Below are 16,820 nucleotides of genomic sequence, written 5' to 3' on the forward strand. Positions count from 1 at the left end.
CTTCTTCTTGGTAGCAGCCCCTTTAAAAAATAAGGGGAGAGGGGCTTAGTTTCGTGCGGCCTTTTAAGCTACTTTGGTTTATTTTCAGGATAGAAGTAGCAGGATGTTTTATGCCCTCAGGAAAAGCAAACCCGTTGCCTGTCTTTACAAATAAGCCGCTGTCATAGGGAGTGCTGCTAATTTCCAGGCCGTTGTAATCAGCTCTCCAGCTCTAAGCCGAAGGTGTCTGCAGCAAGCGCGAAGAAGCTGTTCCGCAGCTGTTCATTTTGTTTGTAGTCTTTAACGAATTGCAGATTGTACATAATCAACGCCTCCCAAAAAATCCCTTCTATTAATATACCTAATATTCCACACCCCGTACCCTGGAAAAAATCATCGTATTCCGCAGCAAGCCGTCCACATCGCATTTGTCATTGCGGAGAATACCTTCGAGCGTGAAGCCGCAGCGTTCAGCCACCCGTGCGCTTTGCACATTGCGGGAGTCGCAGCGGATCTCAATCCGGTTCGCCTGCAGCTCCTGAACCGCGTAGTCTGTAATCGCATGCACTGCTTCCGTAATATATCCCTGCCTGCCGTATGATGTTCGTACCCAGTAGCCGATTTCGAATTTTCGGGTCTGCCAGTCAATCCGGTGCAGGCCACTGCTCCCGATAAGATCGCCAGTGTCTTTACTGAACAGGAGCAGCCTAAGATCGGTGCGCTCAAGGAACTCCAGCCGGGATCTGCGGATGCTGGCTTCCGACTGTTCAAGGGTAGGCACAAGTCTGGCCCAGGGCATCCACGGCCGCAGCTCCCCGGCACTCCCCCGTACCGCTTCATTCACAGCTTTCCCGTCTCCCCATAACGCTGAACGAATGATAAGCCGCCTGCTTTCGAAGCGGTCCGGAATGGATAACAAAACAGGTTTATCAGCTTTATTGTCCATTATGCAGCCTCCTCTAAAAGTACTATTAGGAAAAATGTCCCATCCATCTACCACCTAAGTATACTAATAATGATACGCTAAAGGATAACGATTTTTCCTCCTTTGTGTAATTCACAATCCATGTCCGGAACGGTATCTTATATATAAGAAATGTTCTTTATTACGAACCCGCAAAGAAGTCGCTAAGTGGAGGCTTTCCTATGAGTGCGATCGCTGGTATCTATCATCTGCAGCAGCATAGTCTGGACCCTGAACTGGGCACAAGCCTGATGAAGCAGCTTAACCGTTACCCGGCTGACGATGCGAGAGGCTGGCAGAACCGGGATATTTTTCTAGGATGCCGGTCACAGTGGATCACACCGCAATCTGTAAATGAGCATCTGCCATACTATGATCCGGAGCGGAAGCTCGCCATTACGGCCGATGCGATCATTGACAATAGAAATGAACTGTTTGATGTATTAAATGTCCCGGGTATAGACCGGGAGGCCATTCCTGACAGCCTGCTGATCCTGCTTGCCTATGAAAAGTGGGGGGAAGCAGCACCTGTGCATCTGGTAGGCGATTTTGCCTTCATGATCTGGGATGAACGGCAGCATAAGCTGTTTGGAGCAAGAGATTTCTCAGGCAACCGCACCCTTTATTTTCATCAATCCGGAACCTATTTCGCTTTCTGTACGGTCATTCATCCGCTTTTGTCGCTGCCGGGTGCAGGACACGGGCTGAATGAACAATGGGTGGCCGAGTTTCTGGCCATACAGGACAGAGTGGATGCTGCGGACTGTTTCTTAACCGTATATGACTCGGTCGGACAGCTTCCTCCCGCTCACTCCGTCTCCATAACCGGCGGGAATATTGTCTTCTCCCGCTACTTAACAATCCAGGCTCCCCCGAAGTTGCGGCTTGGCTCCAACTGGGAGTACGAGGAAGCATTCCGGGAAGTGTTTGGAAGGGCGGTGAAGGATAGGCTCCGCACCTACCGTGCAGCGGGTGCTAACCTGAGCGGAGGGCTGGATTCCGGTTCTGTCGTCAGCTTTGCAGCAGAGGAGCTGCGCCGCCGCGGCCAGCCGCTCTATACTTTCAGCTCTTATCCGGTAGACGGCTTTACCGGCTTCAAGCTCGGCAACCGGGTTGCCGATGAACGCCCCTTTATTCAGGAAACGATAGATTATGTGGGGAATATTCAGCCGAGGCTGCTGAATTTTCCTGAACGTAACTCCTATAACGATATCGATGACTGGCTGGGCATTATGGAAATGCCCTATAAATTTATCGAGAATTCTTATTGGCTGAAAGGGATCTACGAGCAGGCCCAGCAGCAGGATATCGGTATCCTGCTAAGCGGACAGAGGGGAAACTGGAGTGTCTCCTGGGGTCCGGCTCTGGACTATCAGGCCAAGCTGCTCCGGGAATTCCGCCTGCTCTCCTTTTACCGGGAGCACAAAGGCTATAACCAGTCCATGCAGGCGAACCGCAGGCTGGTTATGAAGATTGTAGGCAGGAAGGCCTTCCCTGAAATACGCGGCCTGCTGTCCCGCAGACAGAGTCAGGATGAGCTGCCTGAGCTGATTGACCCCGGATTTGCCAAACGCACAGAGGTGTATGAGCGGCTGGAGCGGTTGAACATAGCCGGCGACCCTTCCGCACAGAGCATATATGATTTCCGCAAAAGACATTTTGAACAGCCGCACATCTGGAACGTTAACGGTACGGTTGCTACGAAGCTGTCGCTGAAATACCGGGTATGGGACCGTGACCCGACGAATGACCTGCGTGTGATCCGGTTCTGCCTCTCTGTTCCAGAGGAGCAGTATGTCCAGAAAGGGGTGGACCGTTCGCTGATCCGCCGCGCAATGGCCGGGCGCCTGCCCGACAATGTCCGGCTCAACCGCAAACGGCGCGGGGTGCAGGGGGCAGACGGCATCCAGCGGATGCTGCCGGAATGGGGTGCTTTTCTCGGTGAGCTGCGTGAGATGACCCGTGACCCGCAGGCTGCTGTATATCTGAACAGCTCGGGGCTCGCCGGATGCTTGGACCGGCTGGGTAGTGAGCCCGAACCTCATCTTATTTTTAATACGGATTTTCGTCTGCTGGCACGCGGACTTGTTTTTTACAGGTTCCTGAAGCGCCTGTCGTGAGGAAATCCCTTGAAAGGAGGTGACAAACATGAAAAAGGAATACAGCAAGCCTGCTTTGGAAGTACTCGACGTTAAGATGACTATGGCTGGACCGGGACTGGCAATCGCCGACTCCTTCCAAAGTGATCCGGATGAGATCGTACATCACTCCTAAGAGCGTTTGGTACGAGGAGCCCTCATCCCCCTGAGCTTGCTGGAGGGGGATAAGGGCTATTTCCATCATCTTTAGGCAAGGGAGGAACGGGTATGGCAAGTACAGCCCAAGGTCTGGCGTATCAAGCTTTCGGCCTGCAGATTTTCAGCGAATTTCCTTTACCGGAGCTTCCATTGGCAGAGGGGCAGGGATTAAACGGCAGTGTAGCAGTAATCCGGGGAGAGCTTGCAGAGCGCTGGGAGGCCATTCCCAAGATTACCCCGAGTGTTGGCGTTCTGGGAAGAGAGGTTATGTTCGAGGTGAAGGGCAGGGCAGTCTTTTCCGTTCAGGATGGAATCCGGATCACGGTTGATCCGGTAGCCGGAGCCGATATGGACAGTGTCAGGCTGTACATTCTGGGGAGCTGCATGGGCGTTCTGCTTATGCAGAAACAGATTTTGCCGCTGCACGGAAGTGCGCTTGTTCTGAATAACCGGGCTTATGCACTTGTCGGACAATCCGGAGCGGGCAAATCGACGCTTGCCTCTTATTTGATGGAGCAGGGTCATCTCATGCTCAGTGACGACGTTATTCCCGTTATAGTGCAGGATGGCAAGCCGCTTGCAGTTCCAGGCTATCCCCAGCAGAAGCTGTGGCAGCAGAGTCTGGACTATATGGGAATGAATTCGTCCGGCTACCGCCCGCTGTTTGAGCGGGAGACCAAATTTGCTGTACCGGTGCATGACCGTTTTCAGAAGGAGCCGCTGCCGCTCGCCGGTATATTCGAGCTGGCAGTCTCCGAAGAGAACGGGCCTGTAACCGTGCAGTCCGTTACCGGAATGGAAAGATTCCATACGTTATACAATCACACCTATCAGAAGGCGATGATCGACCGGACCGGCATCCGGGAATGGCATTTCGGCATGCTGGCTTCCTTCATGAACAGACTGCCGGTCTACCGGATTACCCGCCCGCAGCAGGGGTTTAGCGCCCCGCAGCAGAGTGCGCTGATTTACGACACGATTAAACCAATCGCAGAGGAGGGTTAATGATGAGTACTGCAAAGGTGTTGTCTCTGGAAACGGTGCTTGTCCAGCAGCCGGGGAATATCGCCAGCGACATGGACGGCGAGAAGGTGATGCTCAATATAAAGAACGGCAAGTATTACAATCTGGGCGAGGTTGGCGGAGAAATCTGGTCGGCTATGGCACAGCCGGCGCCGATAAGCCGGATCGTGGAGGTTATCCGGGAGACTTTCGATGTTCCGGCGGAGACGGCAGAGCGGGATGTACTCGAATTTGTGCACAGCCTGCTGGCCGAGGATCTGGTCGCCATTGATCCTGCATCATGACGGGCATCCGGAGGCTGCAGCGGCTGATTACCCGGGACCGGGCTGTCCTGGCGCTTCTTCCCGAAGCGCTGTGGCGCCTGTTTCTGGCAAGAGTCCGCCTCTTGTTTCCTTTTGCCAGAACGGCACCGCTGCTTGGCCTGAAGTCTCAGGAAACGGCGGTGGAAGTAAAGGCTGCCGATGTGCCGAGCATTCAGCAGATTACCCGGGCGATCCGGGGCGGGAGCAAGCTCACCCCCTGGAGGAGCACCTGCATGGTGAGAGCCGTTGCCGCTCTGAACATGCTCGAAAAACGCGGAATCGAGAGCACGCTGTACATGGGGGTGGCCAGGGATAAGCAGGGGCAGATGATTGCCCATGCCTGGCTGCGCAGCGGACCGTATTATGTGTCCGGTGACGATGCGATGCGGGGATTCGTTGTGGTCGAGAAATTTGCCAAGGTGATACAAGCCGAGTAATCGAGGTGGGATCATGCAAGCCATTATCTATTATGTCCGGCAGCTTCAGCAGCTGTCCGGAGTCAAGCTGTATTTGAATTTGCTCGGCATGGTCATCAGCGGCCTGCTGGAGAGCTCGGCTATTCTGCTGCTGGTGCCGATGCTTGGTATGGCGGGACTGCAGCTTGGCGGTGCAGGGACGGGAGCGGCCTTTAATCTTCCCATGCTCAGCTTCATATCGGAGCTGCCGCAGACAACGGCGCTTTTGCTGGTACTGGGTTCATACATCGGCATTGTGCTCTGCCAGAATCTGATCTCACGCTTTGTGGCGGTCCGCAATGTGGAAATTCAGCAGACCTACGGCCGGCAGCTGCGATATGAAGTATACAGTGCCCTGCTGCGGTCAGAGTGGTCTTTTTTCCTGAAAAAAAGAAGCTCTGACCTGGTTAATCTCATGACTACGGAAATTGCCCGTGTGCTTGCAGGCATCAGCTGCTTCCTGCAGTTTCTGACCACGCTGCTGTTCACGCTGGTGCAGATTGCCTTTGCCTTCTGGCTGTCGCCGCAGATGACGCTTGCTGTGATTGTCTGTGCAGTCCTGCTGTCTTTGTTCTCGCGCAGATTCATCCGCAAAGCCAAAAAGCTGGGCAGCCGCAGCACCCAGCTCGGCAAAACGTACCTTGCCGGTATTACAGACCAGCTGAACGGAATCAAGGACATCAAGAGCAATAATCTGGAGCAGTCGCGGCTGGAATGGCTGCATGGCTTTACCGGAGAGGTGAAGAATGAACAGCTGGAGTATACCCGTCTGCGCTCGAACTCCCAGCTGCTCTACAAAATGTCCTCGACGCTGCTGATTGCCCTCTTTATCTTCGTTTCATTCCGGTTCCTCCATGTGGAGGGTCCGAATCTGCTGCTGGTCATTCTGGTGTTTGCCAGACTGTGGCCGACCTTCTCCTCCTTGCAATCCTTGATGGAGCAGCTTGCCTCCGTTCTGCCTTCCTTTAAGCAGCTTAAGGAGATGGAAGAGGAGTGCCTGCGGGCTGCTGAAGAAGGCCCGCAGGCAGGAAACGGGAAGGTGCCTGTACCGATGGTACTCAAGGAGGGCCTGGAAGCACGCGACGTCCATTTCCGCTATGACCCGCAGAAGCCTGAATATTCCATGCAGGCTGTGAATGTTAAGATTCCGGCTAACCGCATGACCGCCATTGTCGGACGTTCCGGTGCCGGTAAAAGTACACTCGTTGACCTGCTTATGGGTCTGATGCAGCCTGAGTCCGGGGATATTCTGGCTGATGGTGCGCCGATTACGGGAGACAGGCTGATATCCTACCGCCGCTCTATCGGCTATGTAGCCCAGGACCCGTTCCTCTATAACGCTACGATCCGCGATAATCTGACGATGATCAAACCGGATGCCAGTGAAGAGGAGCTATGGGAGGCGCTGGAATTCGCCTCCTCAGCCGAGTTCGTACGCAGGTTGCCGGAAGGGCTGGATACGCTGATCGGCGACCGCGGCATTCGCTTATCCGGCGGTGAGCGGCAACGCCTGGTGCTGGCCCGGGCTATTATCCGCAAGCCGTCCATTCTGGTGCTAGATGAAGCGACGAGCGCACTCGATACCGAGAACGAGCAGAAGATTCAGGAGGCACTTGACCGGCTGAAGCATTCGGTCACGCTGATTGTCATTGCCCACCGCCTGTCCACCATCCGCGGGGCTGACCAGATCCTGGTGATCGACCAGGGCCGGATCATCCAGCAGGGTGTCTATGGCAGGCTGGCCTCCGAAACAGGCGGCATGTTCAGCCGGCTGCTCAGCAGCCAGGAGGCCATGTAGCTATGATCCAAAATGTAGCTGCGATCTAGAAGGAAGTATATCAACAAAGCCCCAGTCTCTACTCGTCGTAGAGGCCGGGGCTTTGTTGTGGTTATTGTATATCTGACCTAAGAGTAACGATGGGCTTTCCGCGGCCAATCTGTTGAGCAGCGCTCCAAGCTCTGGAAGAAGCCGTGAAACGGGACGGCTTATATCTAGTTGGATTTTCGTCACTTAATTCTATTGTTTTTCGGCAATCGCAATCATTAGTTGGAAAAACGGCATTTATTTTGGGCTGTTTATCATTCAGGAGGCGATTTCGGCGATATCAAGTGACTTTTTTCCAATTAACTCCCCGCTAACGGGGTTCAGCCGGGAATTAGATGCCGGATTTCCAACTAAATATATTTGACTCATAAGCTAAGCCGCCTATGTAGAGCAAGCTCACCGATCGCAGGCTCAATTAACGCAAGCTGATCAATCACAGCCCCATAAACGCCGTTCACGACTTTTGCCGCAGCCTACGTCTCCTCCCGGCCAGTCACCTTGCGCCAGCTCCAGAGAAACGGGCGGAGCGGAAAATACAGTACATGCAGCGGCTTAGGCAGCGGCAGGGTTCTGGCATCTGCTGCATAAGGATACAGGAAGCCTGCTGCACGCAGCAGCCGGTTGCGGGTGGTTAAAATCGCCGGTTGGTAGGCTTTGAAATGCAGCTCTACTTCCGGCTCCAGCGGAGGGTCATTCAGATTGACCATCCGTGCTACATAAAAAATAGCATCCTGTGCCAGGCGCTTTGCTTTCGGCTTCTCCGTCAGGGCTGACAGCCTGGGATCAACCGGAGCGCCCAGCAGGTCAGCGGCAAGAATCAGCGTCTGGCCGGCAATCGCTTCGCAGTTATATTGCTTCAGCAGCTGGAGAAGCTGCTCATTGTCCGGCTGCTGGAGCAGCAGCATTTTAATATCGAGCAGCCATCTCAGCCGGGACCAGGCATGACGCGCACCATGTGAGACAAGGAAGAGGAACAAATCCTCGCGGCCCAGATAATGTACGTCAGGACCCAGCAGAGCGCTCGTCCGCGCATGCTCCCACAGCTCCGCGAAATCAGGCTCGGCAGAAGGTCCTGGGCCTAACCGCCAGTGGACCTCGAGCTTTATTTTGCTGTCCGGATGATTGAAGGTTAAGTGATGCTCCCGCCATTTCCAGTCCCCGAGAATGCTCTCATACACCTCGATCTTCTCGTACCCCTGCCGCAGCAGAAAGCTCTCTGTCTCTGCGAGCCTGTCTATGGGCACCATGAAATCAAGGTCACGTGAGGTACGCAAGGAGAAATCACCGTACAAATCCTCGGCCAGCACAGGCCCTTTGAGAAAAAGCGAGCGGATTCCCAGCTTGTTCAGCTCCGCCCCGATCCGGGCCATTTCCCCGCTAAGCTGAAGCATCCGTACAGTATTGCTGCGGTATTCCTGCTGCAGCCGTTCGCTTACATGGACTGGAATAAGCTGAGTGTGCATCCGGCTGAGCTTGGGATACAGGAAAGGGAAAACACGGTGATGCAGAGTTAGCCGGATGAACAGCTTCCAGTCAATCTCCGTGAACAATGCGGGATTCTGGTGCGCCAGCTCATCGAGTGAGTCTGTTGTAAGCAAGTGAAGAAGAAGACATATTTCCTTAGATAAGCTCCCTTTCTCAAGGGTATACCGGTCAGTCATAGGGACTCTCCTTACTGGAATTTTAGGTAGGTTTGGAGCCGTTTTGTTCGGTTTAAAGAACGCACAGAGAGCGTATCACCGGTGATGGAGCATGTCAATTTAGAATTGTAAATGAATGTATGAAATTAAAAATAATACAATTACCCGGAATAAAGCAGGCTTAAACTCTTATAACGCATTTATAGGTCGAATGTAACAGGCTGTTCCGATATAATTATACTAATCAGGTTTTTACGGAGGATCGGACAATGACAGATATCAGCATGCTCGGTATTCCCGGTGCAAAGACATGGCAGAGGATCGAGCCGTTGTTAAAGGGCTGGTCAGCCGACAAGAAGTACTATATAGAAGATAATAATGGAGCGAAGCTGCTGCTCCGGCTGTCGGCGGCAAATACCCTGGAACGGAAAACAGCAGAGTTTGCAATCATCCGGAAGTTTAATGAGCTGGACTTTCCGATGTCACAGGCGCTTTGTTTCGGCACCTGTGCCGACGGGCAGGTTTACATGCTGCTGACCTGGGTGGAGGGGATGCCGCTGGAGGATTGCCTGGCTGGTTTACCTGTACAGGAGCAGTATAAGCTGGGGGTAGAGGCAGGCGCCATTCTCCGCCGGATCCACAGTATCCGCACGGATAAGGATCTGTCCGGCTGGGAAGCGGCGATGCAGGCCAAGATCCTGAGAAGGATCAGGGAGTACGAAGCTTGTCCTTATCGTATGGAGAATGATGCTGTTGCTATCCGTTATGTTCAGGAGAACATCGGGCTCATTCATAATGTAGAGAAGGTATACCACCATGGCGATTTCCATGCCGGGAATCTGCTGTACACCCCGGAGGGCGGGATTGGTGTGATTGATTTCAACCGCTGGGATATTGGCGATTACGCCGAGGAGTTCTATAAGGTCCAGTTTTTTGACCGGAAGCTGAGTATTCCCTTTGCCAAAGGGAAGCTGGACGGCTATTTCGCAGGTCCGCCGCCGGAGGTGTTCTGGCAGAGACAGGCACTCTATGTGGCCTACAGCTCGCTGTTTTCAATAAAGTGGGCCATTCCGTTCGGGGAAGCCGACGTACAGGGCATGATGGATATCGCCAGGCAGGCTTTCTCGGATTACGATGATTTCCACAGATTGATTCCGCGCTGGTATGCGGAGTGATTTCGGTGTTAAAGATTGAAATTAAGCAGCGCAAACGGTAGAATTGCACTACCAACAGATTTAACCAAGAAGGGGATTGTATCTTTTGACTAATGAAGAATTGAATCAAGAGCTGCCGGAGAACTATTCGGAGCTGAAGAAGGCGGCCGGCCGTACTGCGGACTGGAGAGCGCGTCTTGCGGCTGTTGAAGAGCTGGGCAACTGGAACCACAAGCAAGTTATTGATATCCTGAATCGTCTGATGACCAGCGATCCTGTATATACCGTTCAAGAAGCTGCATACCGGAAGCTGATTGCATTCGGCGAGGAGGTTGCTGCCCCTTCCAAGAATAAGCCTGAGCTGTTCAAGGGAATCGGCAAGATCATGCTGCGCATCAAGAAGAGTCTTCCGCGTGAACACTCCTACGAAGATTTCAAGGAGAAGCTGCAGAAGATGCGGATCGACATCTACGATGCCTACGAAGGCGAGAAGGGCGAAGAATTCGACAAGTGGCTGGAGCAGCAGTGGCAGTCAGCGAAATAGTAAAGGGTGACAATAATCAATATGCATAACGTTTCCTATGAATCCCCGCTATCTGCGCAATTTCAGGAGTACCTGGAGCTCTCTGCCGGATTCCGGCCTGATTACATTGCCAGTCTGGGGAACAGCACGGAGGGAAGCAAGGCGATTACGGACATTGCTCCGGAGGCCCCCGGGCTGCTGAAGGTCATTTACGGCCAGGTTGCCGGGACAAGCAGTGAAGAAGAAGAGCCAAGCCTGATCGAATTTATTCCCGGCTACCGTCTGATTCATATTGCTGAGTATAAGCAGGAGATGCAGGTGCTGGCCGGCATTCTGGAAGAGAAGGGGCACAGCGCCGGTGGCAGGGTGTATCCTGTCCTGACTAATTACGGCAGCGATTTTATCTGTCTGTGGCAGCGGGAAGACGGTTCGGAAGTGATCTGTGACCTGCTGAACGACTTTGGTGATTTGGTTGTGATGTACAACTCCCCGGAGAAGTTTCTGGAGACACTGTGTGAATTCTATAAGCAGGAAGCCTATTTCCTGGATGAAGACGGGTTCCTAGACTGTGATCTGATCAAAGAAGGCGAGATCGGTACAGAGCTGAATCCAGGAGCACAGTACTGGTCGGAATAAAAAACAAAGCCCCATGCTCCGCTGTAAGCGGAACACGGGGCTTTTTGCTGCCTGTGGGCAATTATTGCTGTGCCTCACGTTTTTCCTGCTCACGCAGCTCTACGCGGCGGATTTTGCCGGAGGTCGTTTTCGGCAGGTCGGCGATGAATTCGATCTTGCGCGGATATTTGTAAGGGGCCGTCATCTCTTTGACATGACTCTGCAGCTCCTTGACCAGCTCTGGCGAACCTGTATTGCCGTCCTTCAGGACAATGAAGGCTTTGACGACAGAACCGCGGATCTCGTCAGGACTGGCAACAACGGCGCATTCCTTAACCAGCGAATGCTTCATCAGCGCATCCTCCACTTCAAACGGGCCGATCGTGTAGCCTGAGCTGATGATGATGTCGTCTCCCCGGCCTTCAAACCAGAAATAACCGTCCTCATCCTTGCGCGCCCGGTCGCCGGTTACAAAATACTCGCCATGCGTGGCATTGGCTTTACGGTCCGGGTCTTTATAGTAAGTTTTGAACAGGGCAGGCATGCTGAGATGCACGGCAATATCGCCTACCACATTTGGAGGAACCGGATTTCCGTCCTCGTCAATGACTTCAGCAATGCCGGGAGCAATGGATTTGCCCATCGACCCGATCCGGATTGGATCATCCTTCAGGGCGGCGATGATCAGCGTGCTTTCAGTCTGTCCGTAGCCGTCCCGGATAGTAATATCAAAATGCTGCTGGAATGTATTGATGACCTCCTGGTTCAGCGGCTCGCCCGCAGACACGGCACAGCGCAGCTTGGACAGGTCATATCTTGACAGCCCTTCCGTCTTCGCCATCAGGCGGTATTCTGTAGGGGTGCAGCATAAGACCTGAATGCCCTCATCCTGCAGCAGTTGCAGATAACGGTCCGGATGGAAGGAACCGTTGTACACGAAGCCGGTAGCCCCATTGCCGAGCACCGTCAGGAACGGGCTCCAGATCCATTTCTGCCAGCCCGGCGCTGCCGTTGCCCAGACGGTGTCCGATTCGCGGATTTCCAGCCACTGCGGGGAAGTAATCCGCAGGTGGGCATAACCCCAGCCGTGGGAATGCACAACGGCTTTGGGATTGCCGGTAGTGCCGGAGGTATAGGCCAGAATGGCAATATCGTCGCGGCTGGTGACTGGTGTCTCTAAGATATCCGGTTGTCCGTCCATCAGGCTCTCCAGGTCACTCCAGCCCTCCTCCAGATCCTCCTTATTACCGGATACAGACAGGCGGTAGCCGAGAGCCGGCAGATCATCGGTGATTTTGTTGACCTCTCCGGTTACCTCTGACCAGACGATGACCGCTCTGGCCTCCGAATGGCGCAGGCGGTAGGATAAATCCTTGGCCCGCAGCATCTCGGAGGAAGGAATGACAGCGAGACCCAGCTTGAGGCAGGCCAAATAGATAACATAAGCGATAATGCGGCGCGGTACCATGACCAGCACACGGTCGCCTTTATGAAGACCCAGTCCGGCAAGTCCGCCGGCCAGCCGGTTGGCCTGGCCGAGCAGCTCCCCGTAGGTAATTTCCTCGCAGCTTCCATTCTCATGCAGCCATTTAAGCGCGATCTTATCCGGCGGATGCTGATCCATTTCCGAAGTCAGATTATAAATTTCAGGTGCAATGAAACGCTGATTGTCCAAATGAACCTCTCCTAAATAAACATGATGGTGCAGCTATTATAGTATACCATGTTCTTTTAGTACCAGATGCTAATCGGTGGCAATATCTTTCAAGAAGGTTTTGTGACTATAATTGCTATCGTATTGACCTTGAGCGGGATCTGGAATATTTATCATAGTAGTCAATGTTATAATCAGTGCAGAGTCTTATTTCAAGGAACAGGCGGTAATACCTTGACGGAAAGAGAGGAGTGCATATGAAGCTTGCAGAGTTTGATGCGATTTTTGCCATTATGGAAGCCTCGTTTCCTGTAAGCGAGATAAGGACGTACAGCGGCCAGAAGGCCCTGCTGGGTAACCCTCATTACCGGATTTATACCGAGCAGGATGAAGACGGCCGGATTATTGCTTTTTTGGCAGCATGGGAGTTTCCGGAGCTGCGCTTTGTTGAACATATTGCAGTCAGCCCGGATGCCCGCAGCGGCGGAACCGGCCGCAGGCTGATGAACCGCTATCTGGCGTTATCCGCCAAACCGGTGCTGCTGGAGGTGGAGCCGCCGGCGGGAGAGCTGGAGCAGCGCAGAATCGGCTTTTATGAACGGCTGGGTTTTCATCTCAATCCTTACGATTATGCACAGCCCCCGCTCCGCCCCGGTCAGCAGGAGCTGCCGCTGCGTATCATGACCTATCCCTATTCTGTCAGCGCAGAGGAGTTCCGGCGGTACCGGGACATTCTCTACACCGGTGTCTACCAGATTGCTGCCTCCGGCAGCGAATAATGATTATTTACACACAGCAGCCCGCGTAATCCTTGTGATTGCGCGGGCTGCTTTATTTTGCAGGATGATATTGATTACCGGTGCTTTGAAATCCTTCTTTACAATCCGGATACAAGTTCGAAACAAGTTCCTGGTTAAATGAATGTATAGCAGAGAACAACACAAGCTTACCCCTAAAGGAGACGATATTCAATGAAAAGCAAAAAAATGATCATAGCAACCATGGTGTTCGGGATGGCTGTAACAGGCTCAGCAGGTGTCTATGCCGGAACAAATCTTCAGAAGATCAGCGCCTATCTGAATCACAGCATCGGCTTTAAGGTTAACGGAACGGCTTATACACCTGTAGACGGTAACGGCAAGGCGCTTGCCCCAATCACCTACAATAATACGACTTACCTGCCGGTGCGTGCCCTGGCCGATGCACTCAAGGTTCCGGTAACCTTCGACGGCTCCGCTAATCAGGTTGTGATTGGAACCGCATCAGGGACAGGAATGCCGGACAGCGGCTCTACTATCAATCTGGCAGCAGTAAATTACAGCGCGGCGCAGAAGGAGCAGATTATCAAAGCATTTGCAAACTACCAGGGCTTTGAAACAGCCTATGCTCCGGCCCAGATGATCAGCGGGGACAGCCTTGTAAGCATTGGGGGCGGCGAGGACGGTGTATCCTTCCTGTTCAAGCATATGCGCGTCAACGTTTCACCGCGTGATTACTCCTATGATTACGATGGAACTACTGTGAAGCTCTCGAATGGAACAAGCGCGAAATGGTATACACCCTCCGACATCCCGATGCTGACCTTCAAGCTGGACGACCGCTATGTAACGATCAGCTCGCCGGATCAGTCGCTCAGCAAGGCTAAGCTGGAAAAGGTAGCTGTTAATGTAGCGAAATTCAGCAAATAGAACCGTACCCCAACCTTATCAGCATAAAAATTGAAAGCAGCAGCCTGCTCTGTACACACAGAAGCGGCTGCTGCTTATTTGAGAATTAATGGCATGGATGGTTCATGCCGGAAGGATTCGGCCAGTCCGGCAATCCGGCTTACTTGTTTGTGCTGTGTTGCTTATTGGCCAGTCTTGCCTGCGGGGAGCCCTGGCCCCGGCGCTTGTTCTTCTCTGCCTTGCGCTGGTTCTCCTGAAGCTTTGCTACGAATTCATGCGTGTTCATTCTTGTCGGCCTCCTAATGGAATGTGAGCACAGCCTGGTCAGAACTGTCTTTACTATGCCCGTTCACGGTAGGGTTAATGCATAAGCGGAAGTTATTCCGCCGGCCGCTCCAGCGCCCCGTATTGGGTGAGCGCCTTTATAGCCGAGTCACGCATCCGTTTCTTGAGCAGACTGCCTTCGGTCACACGCACTCTTTTGCCCAGAAAACGGAGCTTGGACAACACATATTCACCCTCATTGCCGAGATAGGTCAACATAATAGAGTAGGTGCCGCTCTGCTCCTCATAATGCACTTCCTTTTCGAAGCAGGAAAAAGCGTACAGGATCCGCGACAGCTCACGGTTATATTCCGGCTGCACCTGAATCACGGCCCGCTGCTTCCGGCTTTCCAGAAGGCTGTGGATCTCGTCCAGTGCTGCGGCATAAGCTTCCGGATGAACCGGAACTGCTGAGACGGACGCTATTTTGGACAGCCGGACACTCATGAAGTTACGCCGCTTCCAGCTATACCACAGCAAATACCATTCCCGTTTGACCATGGAATACTCCAGGCGGTATGGAAGGCCGGACTGCTTGGGGCTAATCAGGCCGTCTTTCAGGATGAAAGTCAGCCGGACTCCTTGTTTCTGCTGAATGCACTGGCGCAGCGTCCGCAGGAGCGGATGGAAGACCTGCCGCTCTTTGCTCGAGGCTTTGTGAGTCAGATGCTCGTGCAAAAAGATGCTCTCGTCCTGCTCCAGCAAATTGCGGAGCTTATCTAGAGTGGGACCGGAGAAGGCCGCGGCCGATGAGGGATGCTCCAGCATCAGCTTCAGCCAGGAGCGTTCATGGGATGTAGACAGAAAGGCTCCAGAGTCCTCCAGTCTGGACAGAACCCTGTAATTAAAAATCTTTTCAAATGGATTCATAATAGGCCAGCAGCTCCTTCCATTCCTGAATTAGTTCCTCACGCAGCTGCAGGGGCTCAAGGATTTCACAGCTGGATCCGAAGCTGCGCAGCCAGGGCTTGATTTCGGTGAACCCGTTAACAGTTATCTCATATATAAAAGAATGCCCGTCCTCCTCGGTAATAACGCCCCATTGTCCCTGAAGCAGTACCCGTTCCTTCACAAAATTGTTTTCCGTACCTGGTAACGGGTGAAGAAATCTGGCACGCACAGTCACGGGATTCGTCGTATCAATCATCCAGCTTAAGGCCAGGCGCTCCTCAAGCAGCTTTTTTTCTACCGTAACAACCTCTGCCGCAACAGGCTCGGCCTCGGTAATTTGCGTAATGCCCTCCAGCCGGTACTTGCGGATACTTTTGCGTTTGTCGCTTGCCAGCAGGTACCACCTGCCGTACTGATGGTCATAGATTATTTTGAGCGGTAGCACCTTCTCCAGGCTGCCGACCGATTCCCGCCCGAACAGCGGATTGGTCGGTTTGGCTGCGTAGCTCTTGCCTTCTTTTGGTGAGAAGTAAAGGAACTGCACTTTGCAGTATTCCCGCATAGCCGATACCAGGGGATAGAGATGGGCTTCATCAAGAATCCTGGAATAATAATGATATTTATATAAAAAAGGATCGGCTGCAGGCTCCGTCAGGCTCCGCCGGTTCAGCTGCTTTTTGAGGCTGTCGCGTAGTAAGTAGCCCTGAACCGAGGGGACCTGTGTATTGGCCATCACATCAACAAAATCAAACAGCTCGCATAGTTCGTCGTCGGACAGCTGCCGGATAAGGTCGTCATACAGACGGTAACGGTATGGACGCGGCCCGGGCTGCCTTGTAATCACTCCAACCTCCTCAAGGTATTTCAGGTCTCCTCGCAATGTTTTCTCATCAGGGAAAATACCTTCCGGATCTTCTCCGCTGCAGCACAGCTCCAGCAGCTCCTTCAGAGTCATCGGCCGTTCGTTCAGCCCGGCAAGAATGCGGGAGAGGCGCAGAGACTCGGATTCCTTGAGCGATTTGGCACGGAACAGAAACAGCAGTACCGGTTCGGCGGAGTCGTAATAGTTGTACCTGAAGGTATTGGTAAAATCTTTATCCAGCTCTTCAGGCAGGTCTTCCTGCATTGTCTGAACGACTTCCTTCAGCTTCTTAACGGTTTTATCAAAGGTATGGACGGAAATGCCGAGGCGGTCAGCAAACTGCTGGCGGCTGTAAGCCCCGCTGGTCAGCACAAGCATGCGCAGAAACTGGATTTCCTTATCAAAGCTTTCCTTGGCCATGTATTCCTCCGGTATGCATAATGGATACTGAATATATGGACGTAATAATCGCAATCAAGTTGCTGATCATTGTAAGGAATTGAGATGCTAAATTAAATGTGAAAAAAAGCTTGCATGTTCTTTCGGAAGTATGGTATATTCTTATTCCGGCCAAGAAATGCTGAAAAGCATCGACGCCAAGCTCGAAAAAAGAAATTAAAAAAGAGCTTGCAACGAACGACCGGA

General features: G+C 52.9%; 17 protein-coding genes. 11 read left to right on the plus strand and 6 right to left on the minus strand.

Going from position 1 to position 16,820, the window contains the following annotated elements; all coding sequences use genetic code 11:
• Positions 1–340: 340 nt before the first annotated feature.
• Positions 341–925, minus strand: coding sequence for a GNAT family N-acetyltransferase (locus M2108_RS30555; RefSeq protein WP_277473244.1), 585 nt, complete (start codon positions 923–925; stop codon positions 341–343).
• A gap of 200 nt (positions 926–1,125) precedes the next feature.
• On the opposite strand from M2108_RS30555, the gene M2108_RS30560 reads away from it, so the two are divergent.
• From M2108_RS30560 to M2108_RS30585, 6 genes are all read left to right on the plus strand, one after another.
• A complete protein-coding gene (locus tag M2108_RS30560) occupies positions 1,126–3,063 on the plus strand; it encodes an asparagine synthase-related protein (RefSeq protein ID WP_277473243.1) in 1,938 nt (645 codons plus the stop codon).
• Positions 3,064–3,091: 28 nt separating this feature from the next.
• Positions 3,092–3,217 carry a paeninodin family lasso peptide gene (locus M2108_RS30565; RefSeq protein ID WP_039869839.1) on the plus strand — a complete coding sequence of 42 codons (126 nt, stop codon included), beginning with the start codon at positions 3,092–3,094 and terminating at the stop codon, positions 3,215–3,217.
• A 92-nt stretch (positions 3,218–3,309) separates the two neighbouring features.
• A complete protein-coding gene (locus tag M2108_RS30570) occupies positions 3,310–4,245 on the plus strand; it encodes a phosphoenolpyruvate carboxykinase (ATP) (RefSeq protein ID WP_277473241.1) in 936 nt (311 codons plus the stop codon).
• Positions 4,245–4,547: a lasso peptide biosynthesis PqqD family chaperone gene (locus M2108_RS30575; RefSeq protein WP_280777328.1), complete on the plus strand. Its 303-nt coding sequence runs from the start codon at positions 4,245–4,247 to the stop codon at positions 4,545–4,547. The genes M2108_RS30570 and M2108_RS30575 overlap by 1 nt, the downstream gene beginning before the upstream one ends.
• Positions 4,544–5,002 carry a lasso peptide biosynthesis B2 protein gene (locus tag M2108_RS30580; RefSeq protein WP_277473239.1) on the plus strand — a complete coding sequence of 153 codons (459 nt, stop codon included), beginning with the start codon at positions 4,544–4,546 and terminating at the stop codon, positions 5,000–5,002. The genes M2108_RS30575 and M2108_RS30580 overlap by 4 nt, the downstream gene beginning before the upstream one ends.
• Positions 5,003–5,015: 13 nt before the next feature.
• Positions 5,016–6,818 carry an ABC transporter ATP-binding protein gene (locus M2108_RS30585; protein WP_277473238.1) on the plus strand — a complete coding sequence of 601 codons (1,803 nt, stop codon included), beginning with the start codon at positions 5,016–5,018 and terminating at the stop codon, positions 6,816–6,818.
• A gap of 500 nt (positions 6,819–7,318) precedes the next feature.
• Here M2108_RS30585 and M2108_RS30590 read toward each other — a convergent pair whose 3' ends face one another.
• Entirely contained in the window at positions 7,319–8,506 is a 1,188-nt protein-coding gene (locus M2108_RS30590; RefSeq protein ID WP_280777331.1) for a nucleotidyltransferase domain-containing protein, read from the minus strand.
• 248 nt (positions 8,507–8,754) lie between these two features.
• Between M2108_RS30590 and M2108_RS30595 the strand changes: the two genes are divergently transcribed.
• From M2108_RS30595 to M2108_RS30605, 3 genes are all read left to right on the plus strand, one after another.
• Entirely contained in the window at positions 8,755–9,660 is a 906-nt protein-coding gene (locus tag M2108_RS30595) for a phosphotransferase family protein (RefSeq protein WP_277473236.1), read from the plus strand.
• 85 nt (positions 9,661–9,745) lie between these two features.
• Positions 9,746–10,183, plus strand: a complete 438-nt coding sequence (locus M2108_RS30600) for a HEAT repeat domain-containing protein (protein ID WP_277473235.1) — start codon at positions 9,746–9,748, stop codon at positions 10,181–10,183.
• 21 nt (positions 10,184–10,204) lie between these two features.
• A complete protein-coding gene (locus M2108_RS30605) occupies positions 10,205–10,798 on the plus strand; it encodes a hypothetical protein (protein ID WP_280777335.1) in 594 nt (197 codons plus the stop codon).
• A 61-nt stretch (positions 10,799–10,859) separates the two neighbouring features.
• Here M2108_RS30605 and M2108_RS30610 read toward each other — a convergent pair whose 3' ends face one another.
• Complete coding sequence (locus M2108_RS30610; RefSeq protein ID WP_277473245.1) at positions 10,860–12,401, minus strand: acetate--CoA ligase; 1,542 nt, start codon at positions 12,399–12,401, stop codon at positions 10,860–10,862.
• A 287-nt stretch (positions 12,402–12,688) separates the two neighbouring features.
• On the opposite strand from M2108_RS30610, the gene M2108_RS30615 reads away from it, so the two are divergent.
• Complete coding sequence (locus M2108_RS30615; protein ID WP_277473233.1) at positions 12,689–13,210, plus strand: GNAT family N-acetyltransferase; 522 nt, start codon at positions 12,689–12,691, stop codon at positions 13,208–13,210.
• A 192-nt stretch (positions 13,211–13,402) separates the two neighbouring features.
• Positions 13,403–14,119, plus strand: coding sequence for a stalk domain-containing protein (locus M2108_RS30620; protein WP_277473232.1), 717 nt, complete (start codon positions 13,403–13,405; stop codon positions 14,117–14,119).
• Positions 14,120–14,258: 139 nt separating this feature from the next.
• On the opposite strand, the gene M2108_RS30625 is transcribed toward M2108_RS30620, so the two are convergent.
• From M2108_RS30625 to M2108_RS30635, 3 genes are all read right to left on the minus strand, one after another.
• Entirely contained in the window at positions 14,259–14,384 is a 126-nt protein-coding gene (locus tag M2108_RS30625; RefSeq protein WP_277473231.1) for a DUF4023 family protein, read from the minus strand.
• A 92-nt stretch (positions 14,385–14,476) separates the two neighbouring features.
• A complete protein-coding gene (locus M2108_RS30630) occupies positions 14,477–15,292 on the minus strand; it encodes a WYL domain-containing protein (protein WP_277473230.1) in 816 nt (271 codons plus the stop codon).
• Positions 15,279–16,595, minus strand: a complete 1,317-nt coding sequence (locus M2108_RS30635) for a helix-turn-helix transcriptional regulator (RefSeq protein WP_277473229.1) — start codon at positions 16,593–16,595, stop codon at positions 15,279–15,281. The genes M2108_RS30630 and M2108_RS30635 overlap by 14 nt, the downstream gene beginning before the upstream one ends.
• Between the last annotated feature and the right edge of the window lie 225 nt (positions 16,596–16,820).

Origin of the sequence: Paenibacillus sp. PastM-3, from assembly GCF_029893965.1 — a bacterium.
Lineage (GTDB): Bacteria > Bacillota > Bacilli > Paenibacillales > Paenibacillaceae > Paenibacillus_AQ.

Coding starts and splice junctions, on each gene's coding strand:
- M2108_RS30625 (WP_277473231.1), bottom strand. CDS start 14,384: ATGAACACGCATGAATTCGTAGCAAAGCTTCAGGAGAACCAGCGCAAG.
- M2108_RS30555 (WP_277473244.1), bottom strand. CDS start 925: ATGGACAATAAAGCTGATAAACCTGTTTTGTTATCCATTCCGGACCGC.
- M2108_RS30590 (WP_280777331.1), bottom strand. CDS start 8,506: ATGACTGACCGGTATACCCTTGAGAAAGGGAGCTTATCTAAGGAAATA.
- M2108_RS30585 (WP_277473238.1), top strand. CDS start 5,016: ATGCAAGCCATTATCTATTATGTCCGGCAGCTTCAGCAGCTGTCCGGA.
- M2108_RS30595 (WP_277473236.1), top strand. CDS start 8,755: ATGACAGATATCAGCATGCTCGGTATTCCCGGTGCAAAGACATGGCAG.
- M2108_RS30570 (WP_277473241.1), top strand. CDS start 3,310: ATGGCAAGTACAGCCCAAGGTCTGGCGTATCAAGCTTTCGGCCTGCAG.
- M2108_RS30580 (WP_277473239.1), top strand. CDS start 4,544: ATGACGGGCATCCGGAGGCTGCAGCGGCTGATTACCCGGGACCGGGCT.
- M2108_RS30565 (WP_039869839.1), top strand. CDS start 3,092: ATGAAAAAGGAATACAGCAAGCCTGCTTTGGAAGTACTCGACGTTAAG.
- M2108_RS30610 (WP_277473245.1), bottom strand. CDS start 12,401: ATGGATCAGCATCCGCCGGATAAGATCGCGCTTAAATGGCTGCATGAG.
- M2108_RS30635 (WP_277473229.1), bottom strand. CDS start 16,595: ATGGCCAAGGAAAGCTTTGATAAGGAAATCCAGTTTCTGCGCATGCTT.
- M2108_RS30620 (WP_277473232.1), top strand. CDS start 13,403: ATGAAAAGCAAAAAAATGATCATAGCAACCATGGTGTTCGGGATGGCT.
- M2108_RS30560 (WP_277473243.1), top strand. CDS start 1,126: ATGAGTGCGATCGCTGGTATCTATCATCTGCAGCAGCATAGTCTGGAC.
- M2108_RS30575 (WP_280777328.1), top strand. CDS start 4,245: ATGATGAGTACTGCAAAGGTGTTGTCTCTGGAAACGGTGCTTGTCCAG.
- M2108_RS30615 (WP_277473233.1), top strand. CDS start 12,689: ATGAAGCTTGCAGAGTTTGATGCGATTTTTGCCATTATGGAAGCCTCG.
- M2108_RS30605 (WP_280777335.1), top strand. CDS start 10,205: ATGCATAACGTTTCCTATGAATCCCCGCTATCTGCGCAATTTCAGGAG.
- M2108_RS30630 (WP_277473230.1), bottom strand. CDS start 15,292: ATGAATCCATTTGAAAAGATTTTTAATTACAGGGTTCTGTCCAGACTG.